16 protein-coding genes and 1 pseudogene (1 of these 17 running past the window's edge) are annotated in these 20000 nt (G+C 44.0%); 9 read left to right on the plus strand and 8 right to left on the minus strand.

From position 1 onward, the window contains the following. Positions 1–731: PilZN3 domain-containing protein (locus ACYVRA_RS02470; protein WP_461251169.1), on the plus strand; the 731-nt coding region annotated here is incomplete at its 5' end. 41 nt (positions 732–772) lie between these two features. Here the strand turns inward: ACYVRA_RS02470 and ACYVRA_RS02475 are convergent. After that, positions 773–961, minus strand: a pseudogene (locus ACYVRA_RS02475) (PilZN3 domain-containing protein); the annotation flags it as partial. A 113-nt stretch (positions 962–1074) separates the two neighbouring features. Here ACYVRA_RS02475 and def point away from each other — a divergent pair. From def to ACYVRA_RS02490, 3 genes are read left to right on the plus strand one after another with little or no spacing between them, the layout of a single operon-like run. Further along, positions 1075–1569 carry a peptide deformylase gene (def, locus tag ACYVRA_RS02480; protein WP_461251170.1) on the plus strand — a complete coding sequence of 165 codons (495 nt, stop codon included), beginning with the start codon at positions 1075–1077 and terminating at the stop codon, positions 1567–1569. After that, entirely contained in the window at positions 1566–2504 is a 939-nt protein-coding gene (fmt, locus tag ACYVRA_RS02485; RefSeq protein WP_461251171.1) for a methionyl-tRNA formyltransferase, read from the plus strand. Before def ends, fmt begins: the two co-directional genes overlap by 4 nt. A 12-nt stretch (positions 2505–2516) precedes the next feature. Next, positions 2517–3527, plus strand: coding sequence for a PASTA domain-containing protein (locus ACYVRA_RS02490; protein WP_461251172.1), 1011 nt, complete (start codon positions 2517–2519; stop codon positions 3525–3527). Here ACYVRA_RS02490 and ACYVRA_RS02495 read toward each other — a convergent pair whose 3' ends face one another. The 3 genes from ACYVRA_RS02495 to ACYVRA_RS02505 all read right to left on the minus strand — a co-directional run bounded on the left by ACYVRA_RS02495 (position 3528) and on the right by ACYVRA_RS02505 (position 7850). Further along, complete coding sequence (locus tag ACYVRA_RS02495) at positions 3528–4304, minus strand: P-II family nitrogen regulator (RefSeq protein WP_461251173.1); 777 nt, start codon at positions 4302–4304, stop codon at positions 3528–3530. Further along, complete coding sequence (locus ACYVRA_RS02500; protein ID WP_461251174.1) at positions 4305–5855, minus strand: DUF1538 domain-containing protein; 1551 nt, start codon at positions 5853–5855, stop codon at positions 4305–4307. A 153-nt stretch (positions 5856–6008) separates the two neighbouring features. Then, complete coding sequence (locus ACYVRA_RS02505; RefSeq protein ID WP_461251175.1) at positions 6009–7850, minus strand: phosphoenolpyruvate carboxykinase (GTP); 1842 nt, start codon at positions 7848–7850, stop codon at positions 6009–6011. Positions 7851–8017: 167 nt separating this feature from the next. Here ACYVRA_RS02505 and ACYVRA_RS02510 point away from each other — a divergent pair, with 167 nt between their 5' ends. Beyond that, positions 8018–9124, plus strand: coding sequence for a hypothetical protein (locus ACYVRA_RS02510; RefSeq protein WP_461251176.1), 1107 nt, complete (start codon positions 8018–8020; stop codon positions 9122–9124). 22 nt (positions 9125–9146) lie between these two features. Then, positions 9147–11114 carry a DNA topoisomerase IV subunit B gene (locus ACYVRA_RS02515; protein ID WP_461251177.1) on the plus strand — a complete coding sequence of 656 codons (1968 nt, stop codon included), beginning with the start codon at positions 9147–9149 and terminating at the stop codon, positions 11112–11114. A 291-nt stretch (positions 11115–11405) separates the two neighbouring features. Here ACYVRA_RS02515 and ACYVRA_RS02520 read toward each other — a convergent pair whose 3' ends face one another. Next, complete coding sequence (locus ACYVRA_RS02520) at positions 11406–11957, minus strand: hypothetical protein (protein WP_461251178.1); 552 nt, start codon at positions 11955–11957, stop codon at positions 11406–11408. 91 nt (positions 11958–12048) lie between these two features. Here ACYVRA_RS02520 and thrS point away from each other — a divergent pair, with 91 nt between their 5' ends. Continuing rightward, positions 12049–13818, plus strand: coding sequence for a threonine--tRNA ligase (gene thrS, locus ACYVRA_RS02525; RefSeq protein ID WP_461251179.1), 1770 nt, complete (start codon positions 12049–12051; stop codon positions 13816–13818). A 53-nt stretch (positions 13819–13871) separates the two neighbouring features. Then, a complete protein-coding gene (locus tag ACYVRA_RS02530) occupies positions 13872–14693 on the plus strand; it encodes a DeoR/GlpR family DNA-binding transcription regulator (protein WP_461251180.1) in 822 nt (273 codons plus the stop codon). Positions 14694–14938: 245 nt separating this feature from the next. Here ACYVRA_RS02530 and lysS read toward each other — a convergent pair whose 3' ends face one another. The 3 genes from lysS to ACYVRA_RS02545 form a co-directional block, all read right to left on the minus strand. Continuing rightward, a complete protein-coding gene (gene lysS / locus ACYVRA_RS02535; protein ID WP_461251181.1) occupies positions 14939–16561 on the minus strand; it encodes a lysine--tRNA ligase in 1623 nt (540 codons plus the stop codon). 149 nt (positions 16562–16710) lie between these two features. Beyond that, positions 16711–18339, minus strand: coding sequence for a S1C family serine protease (locus ACYVRA_RS02540; RefSeq protein WP_461251182.1), 1629 nt, complete (start codon positions 18337–18339; stop codon positions 16711–16713). Positions 18340–18350: 11 nt separating this feature from the next. Continuing rightward, on the minus strand, positions 18351–18917 hold the full coding sequence (locus tag ACYVRA_RS02545; protein WP_461251183.1) for a hypothetical protein: 567 nt from the start codon (positions 18915–18917) through the stop codon (positions 18351–18353). 562 nt (positions 18918–19479) lie between these two features. On the opposite strand from ACYVRA_RS02545, the gene ACYVRA_RS02550 reads away from it, so the two are divergent. Then, on the plus strand, positions 19480–20000 hold the 5' portion of the coding sequence (locus ACYVRA_RS02550; protein WP_461251184.1) for a diacylglycerol/polyprenol kinase family protein. The gene runs 133 nt beyond the window's last position; the window shows 521 of its 654 coding nt (coding positions 1–521); the start codon lies at positions 19480–19482; the stop codon falls past the right edge of the window.

Here is a 20000-nt window from a genome sequence, read left to right on the forward strand (position 1 = left end):
TAAAATGCGGCAACGATTTTTGGCCGTGCGTGGTTTATACCGCGTCATTTTCCGGCGCAAAGGTCGTCGCCAATGTAAAAACAGGCCTTCTCGCGAAACTCCAGACGACAAATAACTTTGTCAGCCTTCGCCTTTGTTTCAAGCCTGAGGGGGAAACCAACACGGTAACCTTCTTTGTCGCCGCCCGCGTCATCGCAAGCGCGCCCTACGGTAATTCGCAGGATGTGAATATGTTCACGATCCAGTTTACCAACAGGCCTCCCGATGATTTTATTGAAATTATGGGGCGCATTCTGGACGCCAATGTCAATTCCAAAAAACGCAAAGAAGACCGTATTCCGTTAACCCCTGAAAATTTACGCAAACTAAACATTATGTCAACCGAGACGGTTGTTTTTATAGAGAGCGTTCCGCGCCGTTGCATATTAAGGGATATTTCTTTTTCAGGCTCCAAAGTTATAATGCTTGGCGTTCCCAGATTTCTTCTTGAAAAAGAAGGCGCGTTACGTTTGGATTTTAACGATCCAAGAGTGTCTTATACAATAAAGGGAAAATTTGTCCGCGCCGAAGCGGTGGAAGGGAAAAAAGAAATGGTCGCCTTAGGCATAAGTTTTGACGAAGGGACCGTCCCTATGGGGTTTAAAATTCGCCTTAATGACATGCTGACATCAGTACGCGCCGATTTCCACACTGGGGAAGAAGAACCCAAAGCTCCCCCGCCCAAATCATGAACAGAGTAATTTTCCTGCCCGTTCCTGAAAGTTTTTACATTGGCGACGACCTTTGCGCCGGAAAATGACGCGGTATAAACCACGCACGGCCAAAAATCGTTGCCGCATTTTAAATGTATTTGCTGAGTTAAAAGCCCAGTAATTTGTATCATGTCTTTTGTAAAGGTTACATCAATGTCCTTGAAACGCTCATAGTACATTGATATTTTTTGACTTAAAAGGACTCCCATAAATTTTATTAAACCAGAAAATAACAAAATAGTCAATTGGTGTTTTTTTTAGTTCATTCAAGATAAAATCTTTTTTTCTTGAAGATAAATTACTTTTCCTGTACAATATCTTTATGAAAATAATTACCCTTGGCGATGAATTATTAAGGCAAAAAACAGCAAAAATCGATAAAATTGATAAAGAAATTGAAGATATCGCTACACAAATGCTGGAAATTCTTAAAAAGGACAAGGCTATAGGGCTTGCCGGCCCTCAAATAGGGTTTATGAAGCGTATTTTTGTCGTTCATGTCGAGGGTGATGAAGAGCGGGTTTTTATCAATCCGTCAATTATAGAAACGTCCCATGAAACCGCCAAGTTTGAGGAAGGCTGCCTTTCTATTCCGGGGGTTTATGCCAATGTGATCCGGTCAGAATCAATAAAAATACAGGCTTGGAATGAAAAAGGCCGCCCTTTTACACTGGAATCGGGCGGATTACTGGCGCGGGTAGTTCAACATGAATACGATCATCTTAACGGAGTCCTCTTTATTGACCATATTCCTGAAAAAACACGCGAAAAACTGCTTCTAAAATATGAAAATTCCCGTTCTGGAGCGAAAGATTGAGGGTACTGTTCGCTGGCAGCCCCGCTATCGCGGTTCCCTCTCTGGAAGCTGTTTACAGGCAGGATGGAATTGAGCTTGTGGGCGTATTAACAAACCCCGACAGTCCCAGGGGCAGGCATAGTACGCCCCAGCCGACAGATGTCGCCGAAGCGGCTCAAAAATTGAATGTGCCGACGCTAAAACCCTTAAAACTTGACGCTGCTGTAAGGGAGCAAATTGGCTTATTAAAGCCCGATATTCTCGTTTCCTTCGCCTACGGGCGTATTTTTGGCCCGAAATTTTTGGCGCTGTTCCCCCGTGGCGGGATAAATATCCACCCAAGTCTGCTTCCTAAGTACAGGGGACCGTCTCCGATACAGGCGGCAATCCTCAACCGCGATACCGTAACGGGGATTACAGTGCAAATCCTTGCGCCACAGATGGATCAAGGGGATATTCTTGCGGTGGAGCAATTGCCGCTGTCGGGCAGGGAAACGGCAGGCTCGCTCGGCGAATTGGCGGCGCGTAAGGGAGCGCGGATGCTTACTGAAGTATTGATAAAAATCGCGAATGGGACGGTAACAAGGACGGCGCAGAACCACGGGGAAGCCAGTTATTGCGGATTAATTTCCAGAGACGACGGACTTATCGACTGGAATCTTGGCGCCGCTCAAATTGAAGCGAAAATACGCGCTTTTGACCCGTGGCCGCTGTGCAGGACTGTACATAACGGGCGGGAATTATTTATATTGGAAGCCGGCATTTTTAAAGGGCAGGCGCCTGTAAAAAACTGCGGACAGGTATTGGGAATAGATAAAAATGATGGTATACTGATACAAACAGGAGACGGAATTCTTTCTGTGACCCGGTTGCAGTATCAGGCGAAAAAAGCGCTTTTTTGGCGGGATTTCTTAAACGGAGTCCGTGATTTTTCAGAGGCGCAACTGGGATTTTAGGCGAGGCGGAGTATGGGTTTTGATTTAAGTTCAATAGAAGATTATGTGGCTGGTCATTTAAGATTTTTTATTTTATCGGTCGCTGGATTGATAATTTTTGTAGGCATTATAGCCGTTTCTGTTTTCTTTTACGCCGTCCATGGCGCGGAACAGACGATGGTTCCCGATGTGACAGGCAAGGAATTAACGGAAGCCCTTCTTGAATTGCAGGTAAAAGAATTGTATCCCCGTTTGCAGCTCCGTTATTCGCAAACTTCAAGGGATAAGGGATTTATCCTTGAGCAGGAGCCAAAACCGGGAGCCATTGTAAAAGCGGGACGCCGTATCCGTCTTGTCGTCAGCCGGGGGGTAATTGTAAACAAGGTGGAAAATTTCCTAAGCAGAAATATTGATGAAGTAAGAATGGATTTAATGACTCTTCAGGCTGTCGCGGGGGGCCTTCCCCTTCTTTCGATAAAAGAGCCGATAATGTACGATTTTTCCTCTGAAAATCCAGGCGTTATTCTCGCGCAAAAACCGGAGCCGGGAACCGATATTTCAGGGCCAATATCTTTGGAATTTGTCGTGAGCAGGGGAAGGGAAAATCTTACGGTTACCGTTCCGCAGCTGACGGGATTGACGCTGTCACGGGCGTTGGAAATAATTTCCGGGACAGGAATAAATTTTCAGTTTGTCATAAAAGAGAGAGATGAAAGCGAAAAGGGCGAGATTATTACGGCGCAAATTCCAGACGCAAGTTCCGTTGTTTCCGTTAATACTCCCGTCCAGCTTACGGTAACGCGCCCGGATAAAATTGAAGATAACGAAATTTTCGATTTATATAAATTTAAAATGCCGCAAAATCCCTATCCTCTGCCGGTGCGTCTTGACGCCCAGCTTCCTTCTGGTGAAAAAGTCCGGCTCTTCACGGTTAATTATACGGGCGGAGAATTTACAATTCCCTATAAGCTGCCTGTGGATAGTATTTTAATTTTATCAATGTTAAACCGCGAACTTAACAGGGAGACAGTCGGCTCACGGTAGTTAGTCGGCGGTTAACCCCATAACATTATCTACAGGCACGGAGAAAATAATTCCCTGAGCTTTGCTGTTAAGGCCGTGGGCTTCGCAAATAGAGCGCATAATAGTTTCCTTCTTTTCACGCGCCGTTAAAATTAAAATCAGTTCTTTTTCGTCCTGCACTGAAACGCCAAAGACTTTTACCGCTCCCCTGTGCGCCGTACCTCGCGAGTGTATTACCGTTCCTCCTGTGGCGCCCGCCTCTTTCGCGGTATTCATCAGTTCATCGCTGAACCCCTGATTAACAATAGATATGATAAGGTCGTGGGAATAATTATTAGCCATATTTTCTCCTTCGTTTTTTATATCGTCAGCGGTAATTTTGTCATTCTTTAAAATACTCTGTTTAAAAATCAATAAAATAGGATTGTTAATCGCGGAAAGAGGAACGGAAAACGCGATACCCGCTCCCGGTCCGTAATTTTTTAAATTTTTTCGTACTTCCTTCATCAGTAATGTAACGCCTACTTCCTGCTCCAGGCAAATGACGACGGCTTTTTCAGCGGAACCAATACCCAAAAGATCAAGAACTTCCGATGATGCCGTTCCTTTTCCAAGACTGGTAAAATGAAAACGCACGTTTTCCCGCGAACAAACGTCGGATACGGTATTAGCGCTGCGCCAGTCAACGATAAAAAATATCAATTTTAGAATCGGAACATTCTGCTGTTTTTTTTCCGCGGGTTTTTCAATTGACTTTCCACCTGAAAAGATTTTTTCTAACAGGGATTTTTTTGCCATTTAATTATTCTCCCCGTAAACATGAATTTTTCCCCAATCAATAACCGCGCCGTCCGCGGGGGTAATCGCCTTTGTTTGCATAACGGTCAGTTCCGCGGCTTCCGCCGTCTTTACTTTATAAACAAGTCCCATTAGCTGAATTACGATAAGCGGAGTCATCGCTATAACGGCGACAATGCCAAAAGCTTCTACCATGATATTTCCCTTTAAGCCTTCGCACGCGCCTATGGCAAATGGCAGTAAAAAAGTAGTGCTCATTGGCCCGGAGCATACGCCGCCTGAATCAAAAGCGATGCCTGTAAAAATGCGGGGAACAAAAAATGTAAGCCCCAGGGCAAAAGCGTAACCGGGAATTAAAATCCACGCGATTGGGATATGCAGGAGTATTCTTGTCATTGTAATGGCAAGCGCCGCCGCCATTCCAATCGCAAGCCCTCGGCTCATCATTTTTACGGTAATTGCGCCTGAGGAGATTTCTTCTACCTGTTTGTTCAGCACGTGTACCGCGGGTTCCGCCGCGACAATATAGTAGCCGATAACTATTCCCAACGGAATTAATACCCATTTAAATTCCGAAGCCGCAAGCTGTGAGCCTAAAAGCTCCCCTACGGGAATAAAGCCGACGTTTACGCCGGTTAAAAAAATTACAAGCCCTATTAATGTATAAACAAAACCTACTATAATACGGCCAAGCTGGCGGCGGTGGTATCTGCGCGTAAATAACTGGAATACGGCGAAAAAGAGGACTATGGCTCCTAACGCGAAAGCCACGTCTTTAAAAAAGTTTGGCAATTCATGGGCAAAATACCCGGCGACATCACGCGAAGTTTGCGCCTCCTGAAGAATATATTTTTCCATTTCTACGGCTTCGGGTTTGTAAAACATTCCAAGTAAAAGCACCGCGAGAATCGGCCCCACGCTGCATAACGCCACTAAACCAAAACTGTCATCCATAGAATCTTTATCGCTGCGGATGGACGCTATACCGGCTCCCATTGCCAGGATAAAAGGGACTGTAATCGGCCCTGTCGTCACACCGCCTGAATCAAACGCGACCGGAACAAAGGTTATCGGTGTAAAATACGCCACAGCGAAAGTAATAAGGTAAAAAAAGACTAACAGTACTGAGAGCCGTATTTTTAAAAGAGAGCGTAATACCGCGATTACAAGGAAAATGCCCACCCCAACGGAAACCGTCATTATCAGGCTTATGCTTGGAATGGAAGGGACTTCCCTCGCAAGCACCTGCAGATCAGGTTCGGCGATTGTAATAATCAGTCCGATGATAAATGTTATTATAATTATTATAAAAAGTTTTGAACTTTTCGTAAGGTGGACGCCGATACCTTCTCCCATTTCCATCATCGCCATATCCGCGCCCAATGTAAAAAAACCCATCCCGACTATCAGCATGGCGGCCCCGGCAAGGAACATCAGAATAGTCCCCGACGGCAGCGAAGTTAAAAAAACGCTGACCATGAGTACGATAATCGTAATTGGAAGCACCGAAAAAAACGCTTCCATGATTTTTTCTTTTAGTATCTTATTCATAAATGGCAAGTAGGGAGTGAGCAGTGAGCAATGAGCAGTGAGCAGTGGATAGCGGATTTGTTGTTCGCAAACGTAGCATGTTATTTCACGCGCAGATAACGAACAACAACTCTATTCACTGCTCACTGCTCACTACTAACTGCTCACTGTTCCTTAGCTGTTCAGCCCTTTTTCCATAATGTCAAGTTGCGTCAGTAGTTCTTTAGGAAGTTTATCGCCAAACTTGGCATAGTGATTTCCTCTAACGTCGGAGATTTCTTTCTTCCATCCTTCAACGTCAATTTTGATAAGCTCCGCCATCGCTTCGGGGCTTACGCCTGGTGGCGGCTCAATGCTTCCCGGTTTGGGCAGGTTGCCGATTGGAGTTTCAATGAAGTTGTCTTTGCCGTCGCAACGGTCAAAAATCCACGCTAGGACTCGGCTGTTCTCGCCGTAACCAGGCCACATGAATTTGCCCTCTTTGTCTTTGCGGAACCAGTTTACAAAGAAGATTTTTGGCAGTTTGTCTCCGTTGCCTTCGTCTTTTGCTTTTTTGCCTAGTTTTAGCCAGTGGGAGAAATAATCGCCCATGTGGTAACCGCAGAAGGGTAGCATGGCGAATGGGTCTCTGCGGACATCGCCCGCTTTCAGATCAAGAGCGGCTGCCGTGATTTCAGAGCCGGTTATCGATCCCATGAAAACGCCGTGAATCCAGTCTTTGCTCTGGTTTACCAATGGGATTGTTGACGCTCTTCTGCCGCCGAATAAGAACGCGCTGATTGGCACGCCTTTTGGGTCTTGCCATTCTTTCGCTATTACGGGGCATTGGGACGCGGGGACTGTAAAACGCGCGTTAGGATGAGCGATTTCTTCGCCCTTGGCGGATTTGTCGGTTTTTGGAGACGGCACTTTTTCACCTTTCCAGTTTGTGATTTTTTCGCCGTTTGGCGGATAACCGATCTGCTCCCACCAAATGTCGCCGTCTTCGGTAAGGCCTGTATTTGTAAATATCGTATTCTTCCTGATTGAATCCATTGCGCTCTTGTTTGACTGGTTACTTGTTCCGGGCGCTACTCCGAAGAATCCGGCTTCGGGGTTAATCGCGTAAAGCCTGCCGTCTTTGCCGAATTTCATCCATGCGATGTCATCGCCGATTGTTTCCACTTTCCAGCCGGGAAGGGTTGGGATCAGCATGGCGAGGTTTGTCTTTCCGCAAGCGGACGGAAGAGCGCCTGTAACGTACTTAACTTTTCCCTTGGGGTTGGTAAGTTTAAGGATGAGCATGTGCTCTGCGAGCCAGCCTTCGTCTCTTGCGAGAACTGAGGCGATACGGAGAGCGAGGCACTTTTTGCCGAGGAGGGCGTTTCCGCCGTAACCCGAGCCGTAGGACCAGATTTCGTAAGTGTCGGGGAAATGGCTGATGTATTTTTTGTTGACATCAGGCTCGCACGGCCAGCTTGAATCTTTTTCGCCGGGTTTCAGCGGTTTGGCTATTGAATGGAGACAGGGTACGAAAAATCCGTCTTTTCCAAGCACTGCCAATACTTTTTTTCCAACTCTTGTCATTATGTGCATATTAAACACGACATAAGGGCTGTCTGTAATTTCAACGCCGATTTTCGCTATATTGGAACCGACCGGCCCCATCGAGAACGGTATAACGTACATTGTACGGCCCTTCATACAGCCCTTGTACAGAGCTTTCATTTCATCTTTTAATTTGGCGGGGTCTGCCCAGTTATTGGTAGGACCTGCGTCGTCCTTGCTTTTGCTGGCGATAAAGGTGCGGCTTTCCGCCCTTGCCACATCCGAAGGATCGGAATGGAACCAGTAACTGCCCGGTCTTTTTTGGGGATTCAACGGTATGCCGATACCCGCGTCTACCGTTATTTTGATGAGGCTGTCATACTCAGCCTTACTGCCGTCGCAGATTACCACTGAATCCGGCGTCATAAGCGCCGCCGCTTCTTCAATCCATTTTTTTAATCCGGCGTGTTTTAATTTGTTTAAATCCATATATTACTCCTGTTTTGGAAATTATTTCCTAGGAAATTTATTTTCTAGGAAATTTACTTTCCATGTGCTATTTATACTATAAAATACTCGTATTAATCAAGATAGTGTACGGTTATCTTCTATTATTCCCTATTCCATATTCTTTAAAAAAAACGTATTATTTAACTATGACAGATGACAGAAAAAAACGAATAGATGATCTTCTTAGAAATAATCTGGAAAGCCGGTTTTCACTGGATACCCTTTTGGAAAATTTCGGGGAAAACCTTTATTCCCGTATAAAGGAAATGAACGCGGGCTTTGACGATATAATTCAGTACAATGTCTATTTGCAGGATATAGCCGAATCAAACGCCGCGATAAGTAAAATAGAAGAGAAAAACCGCCGTTATAAAGAACTTGAAGACGCAATCGAAACTGCGGAAAACGCCGAAAAAGAACGGGCAAAGGAAATGGCGGCCTTTTACCGCAAACTTGGCAAGGCTCTTCTTGAAGACGGCTCTTATAACGATTATACGTCCCTTTTTAGAGAACAGGCGGACGCTTTAAAAGCCAAGTTGGAATCGCTTGAAACCCGCATTAACGAACTTGACAACAAAGAAGGCGGCAATGTTTTTTCATGGATAGGCAAGAGCGCCCAAGGGCTTGTGTTAAAATCTTTCCTGTCCAAAGCTAAAGAAAGCCAGGAACAGCTTTATTTGAACATCGGAGAGCGCTACAGTAACCGCGACGTTGTACATGAAGAAAGCGACGTAGCCTTTATACGCTTGGAAATTGATAATTTGCGCGGCATTTCAAAAACCGCCGCCGATGAAATTTCAGCGTTGAAAGACGAAAGGCGCATTATTTCCGCATCCTTCGGCATTGACGGCAACCCGCAAAAACAAATTCAATTTGTTAAAAACCATATAGGCGAAGTTAAAGAAGCATTAAGCGTTTTGTACAAAAGGTTCGGCAGTCAGGCGGCTGGAATAGATGAGGACATTACCCCCGACCGTAAGTATTTTATAGACACCATTGTCACAGCCGAAGACGGGGAAATTATCGGCAGGGCGACAAGGCTGAAACAATCTATTATTGATAATGAAAACGCCATTGCCAAACTGAGGGCGTCCCTTGCGATTGACGATGAGAAATCAAAAATTGAAAAATACAAAAGATCAATAGAAGAAAAGAAAAACAAAATTTCCGATTTGGAAAAGAGCATAGACGATCTGGAAAACAGCGTCCGCGAAAGCGAAAATAATATTCGTGAATTGGAAAAACAACTATAATATTTATAAATAAGGAGGGGATATGCCGGCAAAAAAACAAGTTAAAAAAACAAATAAAAAAGCAAGCGTAAAAACAAAAACAAAAACAGCAGTTGAAAAATCTCCGCCCAAACCCGCGGTAAAAAAAACTTCGCCCGCCTCCGTATCTTCAAAAGCTCCGGTTTATGACGAATCAAAAATTAAAACCCTTTCTTCGCTTGAACATATCAGGCTTAGGACGGGAATGTACATAGGCCGTCTTGGTGACGGTTCAAACCCCGACGACGGCATTTATGTTTTGTTAAAAGAAGTAATCGACAACGGCATCGATGAGTTTATTATGGGTAACGGAAAACTTATCGAGACGGTTGTTAAAGATATTGACAAGCCCGGCAAGGCTCTTGTTAAAGTACGCGATTATGGGCGTGGCATCCCTCTTGGAAAACTGGTTGAGTGCGTGTCGGTAATAAATACCGGAGCTAAGTACAATGACGACGTGTTTCAGTTTTCCGTCGGCCTTAACGGAGTGGGAACAAAAGCGGTAAACGCGCTCTCGGCTCATTTTAGGGTAGTCGCTATAAGGAGCGGTGAATTTGCCGAGGCGATTTTTGAAAGAGGGAAACTTAAAAGCGAACGCAAGGGAAAATTAAAAGACCCGCTAAAAGACGGAACAATGGTGGAATTTATTCCCGACCCTGAAATATTTAAAGATTATGTTTTTAATCCTGAATTTATAGAAAAGCGTGTGCAGAATTACGCCTACCTTAACGCTGGGCTAACTCTCGCTTTTAACGGCAAAAAATTTATTTCAAATAAGGGATTATACGACTTATTGCAGGAAGAAACGGGCAGCGACGGGCTGTACTCACTCGGTTACTATCGCGGTAAACATTCAGCTAACGGGCAGTTGGAATTGGCCTTTACCCACACCAACAACTACGGCGAGGAATATTTTTCGTTTGTAAACGGGCAGTACACCTCTGACGGCGGAACCCATCTGTCAGCTTTTAAAGAAGGCTTCTTAAAAGGGATTCAAACTTTTTATAAAAAAGATTACCGCTCAGAAGACGTGCGCGAAGGAACAACAGCGGCAATCGCCATTAAATTAAAAAATCCCGTATTTGAAAGCCAGACAAAAAACAAACTTGGCAACTCAGACATTCGCGCATGGGTTGTGCAGGAAACGCGCAACGCCGTTGAAGACTGGCTGCATAAAAACCCCGAAGCAAGCAAAAAATTGGAGCATAAAATAGCGGCTAACGAGTCCCTGCGCACGGAATTAAATGCCGTCAAAAAAGAAGCGCGGGAGGCGGCGAAAAAAATCGCCCTTAAAATCCCAAAGTTAAAAGACTGCAAATACCACCTTGACGACGGCAAGGACGGGGAAGAATCGACAATTTTTATCACAGAGGGCGATTCGGCTGCGGGTTCGATTGTCTCAAGCCGCGATGTTATGACTCAGGCGATTTTTGCCCTGCGCGGCAAAGTGGAAAACGTGTACGGCAAAAAACGCGCGGCAATTTACAAAAACGAAGAGCTTTTTAACATGATGATGGCTTTAGGCATCGATAACGACATCGAAGGCCTGCGTTACGCGAAAATCGTAATCGCCACCGACGCTGACTTTGACGGTTTTCACATCCGCAATCTTCTTTTAACATTTTTCCTCTCTTATTTTGAAGAACTGATAACCGCAGGCCATGTCTACATTCTTGAAACTCCACTCTTCCGCGTCCGCACCAAGAAAGAAACCCGCTACTGTTACACGGAAAAAGAACGCGACGAAGCTGCGACCGCCATGGGTTCCCAATGTGAAATAACCCGTTTTAAAGGCTTGGGAGAAATAAGCCCCAAAGAGTTCGGGCAGTTTATAGGAGCGGATATGCGGATAGTGCCTGTTTCCGTAAACACCTTAAAACAGGTTCCTCAAGTACTGGATTTCTACATGGGCAAAAATACGCCAGAAAGACGCGAATATATAATGAAGAATTTAATTGAAGACGCGGGTTAATCGGTGGATTTCTCACAAAGAACACAAAGTTTAGAAGATCACAAAGAAGAATCAGGGGTTTTTGTCCGCTATCTTATCGTGAAGTTCACGTATAGCCTTCAGACAAAAACCCTTTCTTCCCTCTTCCTTTGTGTTCTTTGTTCCTTTGTGATCTGCGCACTGACGGCTGCCTAAAGTCAGCCTTGCTTTTATTGTAAACAGCGGCGTTTATTGGTGCTACGTTGTGCGGCATTATTCATCCACACGGTTATACCGTGCGTTTAATTAACGTGTGTGAAATCTTAACGAAGTTTAAACAAGACCCTTCAGAATCGCCTTAAAAAGATCGCCTTTGGTGTCGTTTCCCATAACTTTATCAAGGGCTTTAATGGCTGTTCCGCCACCGTCAAATGAAACCCCGAATGAACTGCTCAGGGTTTTGCCTAATTCGGAAGCCATGCCGGTTACTTCTTTTTCGTTCTTGGCGGATTTCGCTAGCCCTGAAGCCATAGTAGCAATTGAAGCAAGAGCGCCCCCGCCTGAATTGCCGATAATCGCCGACGCTAGACCCGCGATGCCGCCTGTGGTCTTTTGTGTTGTATCAGCTTTTCCAAAAGAAAACAAAGAACCGGCAAGCTCGGCTAAATTACCCAATTTGGAATTGTTAAGCAACCCTGTTTTTGCCACGGCGGCAAGTGCGCCTCCCGCAATTCCCGCAATCCCGCCTGACTTGCCCAACAGAGCCGGAATAATCGCCGCCAAATCCAGTCCTGGGACAGCTCCGTCTTTAGATACTTTTTCTCCCGCCAATCCGGCCGCAGCCGCCGCAATACCCGATAAAACATTTAATGCCGATAATGCCATATTTACCTCCAAAGTCAATATTATCAATATAAGCAAATTTGTAAGATCTATCAATATAGACGTAATCAATTAAAAGTGCTATTCTAAAATAATGTCAGATAAACCAGAAATTAACCAAAAATTAGCGACAATCCGCCACTCCGTAAGCCACATCATGGCTCAGGCCGTGATAAAACTTTTTCCCGGAACAAAAACCGCCATCGGGCCCGCGATAGAGAACGGCTTTTATTACGATTTTCTCCTGCCTCGGCAAATAACAGTCGATGATCTTTCCGCCGTCGAAGCGGAGATGAAAAAAATCATTGACAGCCGTCAGGATTTTGTTAAGGTTACCGTAAGCCGCAAAGACGCGCTTGAGCGTTTTGCCGCCGAAGAATTTAAAACAGAAATAATTAATGAATTGCCGGAAGGCGAAGATATTTCGATTTACGAAAATCGCGACGCGGATGGCAAAGTCCAATGGAGCGATCTTTGCCGTGGCCCCCATGTCGCCAATACAAGAGAGATAAATTCCGCGGCTTTCAAATTGCAAAGCATCGCTGGCGCTTATTGGCGCGGCGATGAAAATCGAACCACGCTTACCCGCATTTACGGAACCGCGTGGGAAAACCCCAAAGATTTAAAGGCGCATCTTGCGTTTCTTGAAGAAATTGAAAAGAGGGATCACCGCCGCTTGGGAAAAGAGATGGATCTTTTTTCTATTCACGAAGAAGCCGGCGCAGGCCTTATCTATTGGCATCCGCACGGCGGCAGGATGAGAGTCGCTCTTGAGGATTTTTGGCGGCAGGAACATTACCGTAACGGTTACGAGATACTCTACACGCCGCACATCGGAAAAAGCTGGCTCTGGGAAACGTCTGGGCATCTTGGTTTTTACAAGGAAAATATGTACAGCCCAATGAAAATTGACAAACAGGATTATTTTATAAAACCGATGAACTGCCCGTTCCACATTTTAATTTATAATAATAAGGGACATTCCTACCGCGACTTGCCCCTGCGCTGGGCTGAGCTTGGAACAGTCTACCGTTATGAACGCTCAGGCGTTTTGCACGGGCTTCTTCGCGTGCGGGGCTTTACCCAGGACGACGCGCATATCATCTGTACGCCGCAGCAAATGGAAAGCGAGATACGCGAAGTTCTGCGTTTCAGCTTGATGATTTGGAATGTTTTTGGCTTTAAGGAAATTAAGGCGTACCTTGCGACCAAGCCCGCGGAATCAGTCGGCGAACAGGACAAATGGGATGCGGCTTTGGAAAGTTTGCGTAACGCGATAAACGCAGAAGGCCTGCCCTACGAGATTGACGAAGGCGGCGGCGCGTTTTACGGCCCTAAGATCGACATAAAAATTAAAGACGCTCTTGGCCGCGAATGGCAGATGTCCACTATTCAATTTGATTTTAACGAACCTGAACGCTTTAACATGACTTTTGTTGATACTGACGGCCAGTACAAACGCCCGTACATGATACACCGCGCCCTATTTGGCAGCATAGAAAGATTTTTCGGCGTGCTTATAGAGCACTTTGGCGGCGCTTTCCCCGTTTGGATCGCGCCTGAGCAGGCGGCGGTAATTCCCGTATCGGAAGTGTTTAACGATTACGCGAAAATAACGGCCGCTTCCCTAAAATCGCGCGATTTGCGCATAACGGCGGAGTTAGGCGACGAGCGCATGAACGCTAAAATCCGCAGTTGCCAAACGCGAAAAATTCCCTATATGCTTGTCGTAGGACAGCGCGAAATGGACGAAGGCACGGTATCGATCCGTTTACGCGACGGAAAACAGCTTGCGGCTATGGAGATCGAAGAATTTTCCAAATATATTCATGAAAGAATTGAAAGCAAATCTTTGGAATTATAATTATGGCAATCTCTAAAAATTTTATTTTTTAGAAATTATAAAAAGGGATAATAATGGACAGGACTGTTAGGATACTTGATTTTTTAGCAGCTAAAAAAACTGTAAAAATTTCCCTGCTTGCCGAATTGCTTGACGTTTCAAATGTAACGCTGCGAAAAGATTTAGATAATCTTGAAAAACGCGGCATTATTCGCAAAACCCACGGTTATGCCAGTCTGGAAGGCGCTGATGACACCAGCAAACGGATGGCGTTTAACCATTCAATTAAGCGAAGAATCGCCAAGGCCGCTGTTGAAATAGTTGATGAAGGAGAGACAATTTTACTTGAGTCGGGCTCCTGTTGCGCGTTATTTGCCGAAGAGCTTGCCCTTGCCAGAAAAAACATTACAATCGTTACAAATTCGATTTTTATTGCCAACTATGTTTGTAAAATGCAAAATATTAAATTAATCCTTCTTGGCGGATATTTTCAACCGGAATCGCAGGTTTTGGTTGGAACGTTGACAACAAACAGTTGCGAAACTTTTTTCATAAACAAATTTTTTTTAGGCGCCGATGGTTTTATTTCAGGACAGGGATTCACGGGAAGGGATCATCTTCGCGTTGAAACGGCGCAAAAACTTGCCGAGCGCCCTAAGAAAATTTATGTGCTTACTGAAGCCGCGAAATTTAACCGTCGCGGGGCGTACAACCTGATTACTCTTGATAAAGTAACCGGAGTTTTCACAGATGACGGCATCCCCAAAGAAGCCGAAGCCGATTTGTTAAAAAACAACATAAAAGTTTACAAAGTGCCCTCAGTAGAAGAAGTTATCAAATGGCGGCATTATCCCGGCCAGCCGCCGATTATGTACAAAGAGAAGGGGGAGCAGTGAGCAGTGAGCAATGAGCAGTGAGCAGTGAGCAATGAGCAGTGAGCAGTGAGCAGTGAGCAATGAGCAGTGAGCAATGAGCAGTGCAGAACAAAAGAGCAAAGAGTGAGCAGAGCATTGTTAGCAAGCATAGCGTGTTGTTCTACGTAACGATTGCGAACAACGCTCACTATTCACTTCTCACTATTCACTTCTCACTTCTCACTTCTCACTGCTAACTGCTCACCCTCTTCGTAAACTCTTCCCAATTAATAATTTTTCAGTATTCCAAGCAGACGCGTCTTGTCTATCGCTCTTAAAAAACTCGCAAGCCTCGGTCCCTGATCTTTGCCAATTAACGCCTTATAGGCGGCGGTGAAAAGAGCTTTGCCGTCAATCCCGGCTTTTTCAGCAACCGCGTAAATTGCCGTTGAGCAGGTTTTATCGTCTGTGAATGTTTCTATGTTGCAGATAACGTCGTCGCGAAGGATGCGGACTGCGTTTTTTTCAATCTCCGAGAAAGAAGGATTTACCGCGCTTCCTTCCTGCTGTAAACGGAAACGGAAATCTTCCGGGGCGCAGTTGTCTATCCAGTACTTTGCCCGTTCAGCTCGCGTTTTTAGGGCGGGAAGCTGCTCTTTCTTTAAATTGCCGTCGTTAGCCGCAATTTCCGAAAGTGTTTTTTCAATGTCGCCGTCCGCTATCTGAATCAAATTGCATAAGTGGCGGAACGGAACTTGATACGGCTTTACCATGTCTTCCAACAACTTTGTTTTTCCGTCCGCGCTGACCTGCGAAAACTCATAAATTCGACGCTCTTTCTGATATGCAGCTTCATCTTTAGCCGGGTCTGTTTTCCACGCGATACGCTCGGTCTTGTCGTAGTCCTCGTAAATTTTTATCACGTCAAGATCAAATGAAATTGTAAATTCAGTATTCGGCCTTGTTCCCGCAAACAGATAACGCGCCACTTCCGGCGTGTACACGTTAAGCACGTCGTCAAGAGTGATTACGTTACCCGACGACGACGACATCTTTCCCGGAAGCCCCTTTGTGCCGATAAAATCGTAGCGGAAAGTGACAGGCGCGTCCCAGCCATACACGTCCTTGCAAACATGGCGCGCCGTGTCAAAACTTCCCCCATGACTGTGATGATCCTTGCCGGCGGGTTCAAAATCAACTTTTTCGTATTCCCAGCGCATCGGCCAGTCAATTCGCCACGACAGCTTGACGCCCTTTGCGCTGCGTATGTCCAATGTCTCTTTATTGCCGCACTTGTTACAATGGTAACTCAATCCCCAATCGCCATCCCAACTTTCAATCTCAGTTTCGTCCTTATCGCATTTTTCGCAAAAAACGCTGACAGGCCACCATTCGCCTTGAATCTTGTGATCCTCATCGCGGAATTTGTCTAAAATTTCTTTAAGTATTTCCCGCTTCTCAAGCGCTTTTCGTATGCCTTGCGCGTAACGCGAGGAGCGGTAGCGTTCCGCCTGATAAATGTACTCGGGAAAAATTCCCACTTTTGGCAGGATGCTTTCAACGTCAACTTCATGATGACGCGCGTAACTTGAATCCCTCTCCCACGGATCTGGAACCATAGTGATAGGGGAGCGCAGGCAGTTTTCAAGTTCCTGCTGCTTGGGCATATTTTTCGGCACTTTACGGAATACGTCGTAATCGTCCCATGAGTAAATAAAACGCACTTTTTTCCCCAAATCGCGCAAAGCCCGCGCCACCAAATCGACAGATATAATTTCCCTGAAATTCCCGATATGCACCGTGCCGGAGGGAGTAATCCCCGAGGCGCAAGTGTAGATATCTTTTTCGCCCTTCTCAAAAATAATCTTCGCCGCGGCTTCGTCAGCCCAATGTCCTGTTGTTGTCTTCATGGATATATATTAGCAATAAACGGTTTTAGTTACCACTACAATTTTAAATAATTTTACTGATGGAAAAAATTAACTGTTACAAAAAAATAGCGCCGCCAATTTCTTGACGGCGCTATGGAATTTCAATAATAGACGCTCTGCGTTAATAATTATTCCAACTTGGTACAGAGGGTATATTCACCCTTGTTGTTATTACCCGGCCTGACTATTATATAAATTTTTCCGGCTTTGACATTATCCTGAAATAGGACATTTACGCTTCTTGCAATACTTCTACCGGAACCTACAATAGTCCGATCTCGTGACTCCTTTGTAGTGGGATCATAATAAAGGATGAGCTGGGTGCTAGTGGTCCCATCCGTCCATACCGTCAATTTTCCTGATTTAGGCAAATCCAGTACGTACCAGTCATAATCAAGAGCGGAACTGAAAGAATATATTACATTTTTCCCCAATGGGAGAGGGGTAGCAAATAAAGGATAGTCATTGTATTCTCCGCTATCTTCGGCAAAATCGTCCATTTTCCATGATCCGTACTCAATGACCCAATCGGATTTATACGGATAACCGCTTATAAGAAATCTGGCTGTATAACCTCCAAAATTATTACTTTCTATTGATAACAATTCCGGCTTTACATTTTTATTTTTTTTATAGGTATAAATTTCAATTTGATTAAACGCGACTGCCCAACCAATGCATATAACCGGGTCATTTATCACTTTGCCGGATATTTTATTTACTATTTCTTCTTCCGCGCCGCTATTGAGAAGTGTTTGTAGAGCTCCAGCAGGGTCTCTGGAAATCATGGAGCTTGATAAAAATGACGAAAGTTTCTCATAAACATAGTCGGAATTGGATTTTACTAGCAGGGCTATAAAGTCATCTATACGTTTTTTCAAGGCAGTTTCTTGATTGATTTGTACAAGGCTATTATTTATAAAAGTTGTAACCTTTTCACTGGGAATGGCAAAATTTGAACCTTGTCTGTCTGAGATATAAAAAGTATTAATACCCGCTACTGTAAAACGTCCCTTTTTAGTAATATCAACAATTAGAGGGCCGCCTGAATTACCCGGATTAATGGCGGCGCCATGTTGAATATACCAGTCTTCCATGCCCGGCGGCCTTATATGGGCGTTGATTATTGAGCCTTTGGCTAATCCCCATTTTGGTTCGTTAAACATACCGCCGTATCCCGCGGCAAATACGTCGGTAGCGTCTTTTAATGGAGTGGTATTGAGTGTTAATCCTTGTTTGAAAGGCTTTTGACCGTTTGGAAACGCGAGAATAGCCAAATCCCCATATTCATCCACATTTAACACCGTCAAATTAGTATAGGTGGTTCTCTTACCCTCTTTGTTTTCAAATGTCGCGGAAAGACGGTAAGCGCCTACAATTACATGGTAATTGGTTATTATATAGTTGTTTCCTTTTTTATCGACGTATACAAAACCTGAGCCAGAACCACCTCGGCGGACTGATTCAAGATTTTTGGAAATATTATCCATATCTTCATTGTTCTCTCTCATCAATTCATTTTGGAGTGATACTAAAAAGCGTTCCATATTGGGATTAAGATACTTGTTTACTATACAGGTATAATATTGTATTTCATCGCTGCTGATATATGCTTTTTGAGCCGCCGCTGTTGACAAAGGCAAGAACAACAGGAAAATGAACAGTAAACTTAAGCAGAGTTTTTTACCAATAACAATTTTCTTTGTCTTTTTTACTTTTTTAGTTTCTGTATTGATCTTTAAACCGTTTTTTTTCATTTTAGTTCTCCTTATTGGACCTCTTTAAGTTTTCCTAGTACCAGTAATTGAAAAATTTGTTTTGACTTCGCGTCTTTTGGGATAAAAGCGCCTGTCAGCACATATGGTATGTCGGCATTGCCTGTTCTTGTTAAATTTGCCCACGCTAAAATGCCAATTGATTCAAGGTTTTCTTCAGTCAGCATATCATTTCCGGTAGTTATATTGAGCAGTAAAGCGAAAGCGGGCGTCCCGCTCAGTTTAATGCCTGGACCAAATTTGCATACCAATTTACTTGATGAAAAAATGTCTTCTTCTCTTACAAAATACACTTCAGTACTTTTTGGCGCGTAAAAAACAGCGTAGGTGGCAGGATCTTTTTCAGAAAACAGGTACAAATTGGACACATTTTGTCCTTTCTGTAAAAACGCGGCAAGAGAAAAAACTCCGTCTTCGTTTTGAGCCGCCGCTGTTGAAAAGGGTAAGAACAGCAGGAAAATGAACAGTAAACTCAAGCAGAGTTTTTTACCAGTAACAATTTCAGTTGTTTTTTTTACTTCTTTAGTTTCTGTATTGATCTTTGAACCGTTTTTTTTCATATAAAACTCCTTACAAAATATCTGCGTTAATAACCCGCCGGCATATATAAACCCATAAAGTCCAACGGACAGTTTATAGGGCGTTTTACTTTTCCCTACGCTACCTATAGCGTATTAATAATTGTGGACGCTACATAAAAGCGGTATCAGATACGTCGCGTCAGACGAATAAAAAAAATGACCATTTATTATTCATTTTTATTATTTATACAAAAAACATCAATATTTTAAGATAATACTCTGTGATGTATTTTTTGTCAAGCAAAATAAGATAAAATACAATTTTTATATACGCTGGAAAATATTTTCCTAATTTTTTTCTGCGTAAACTACCTAACTGTACAAAATAATCTATGAAATTATTTTGCCTTTGTATTAAGATTCCAATTGATAGTAAATTATTATTCAATATGTATAATATTATATACATTATTTGGCATTTTTTACAAAGGCAAACCGAATTGACACTTTTACTATTTATGTAATTCTATACAACATAAGGATTTACATAATATCGATATTTATTTCTAGAACTTGGCATGGTTTTTGCTAGGTAAATAGCATGGATAGAACAGAATCTGTAATACAGTCAAATTTCTCCAGCAGGGCAACTAATGTTAATATCGGCAGAGATGTTGGCGAGTTAAAAACCGAAATCGTCAGAAAAACTATCCATTTTCTAATCGCCCTCACGCCAAGTTTGGCTTCCATAAACAAAATGGCGACTGCGGCTATTTTGATAATTGGAACTTTGGGCTATACATTGATGGAATATTTACGTCTTTCCGGCGTAAAAATCCCGATTATTTCTTCTATTACAAGCATGGCTTCCAGGCAGCGTGATATTGGCAACTTTGTAATGGGGCCTGTTACTTTGGGGCTTGGCGCTCTTCTCGCGTTGCTTCTGTATCCGTCAAACGCGGCGGCAATAGCGATTTATGCCCTTGCCTTTGGGGACGGTTTAGCCAGTTTGGTGGGGAAATTCTTTGGAAAATGGCGGCCTGCTTTCCTTTCCGGAAAAAGCGTGGAAGGATCACTGGCCTGTTTTGCCGCTGTTTTGATAAGCTCCTATGCGGTTTGCGG

Source organism: Treponema sp. R8-4-B8 (assembly GCF_054786175.1).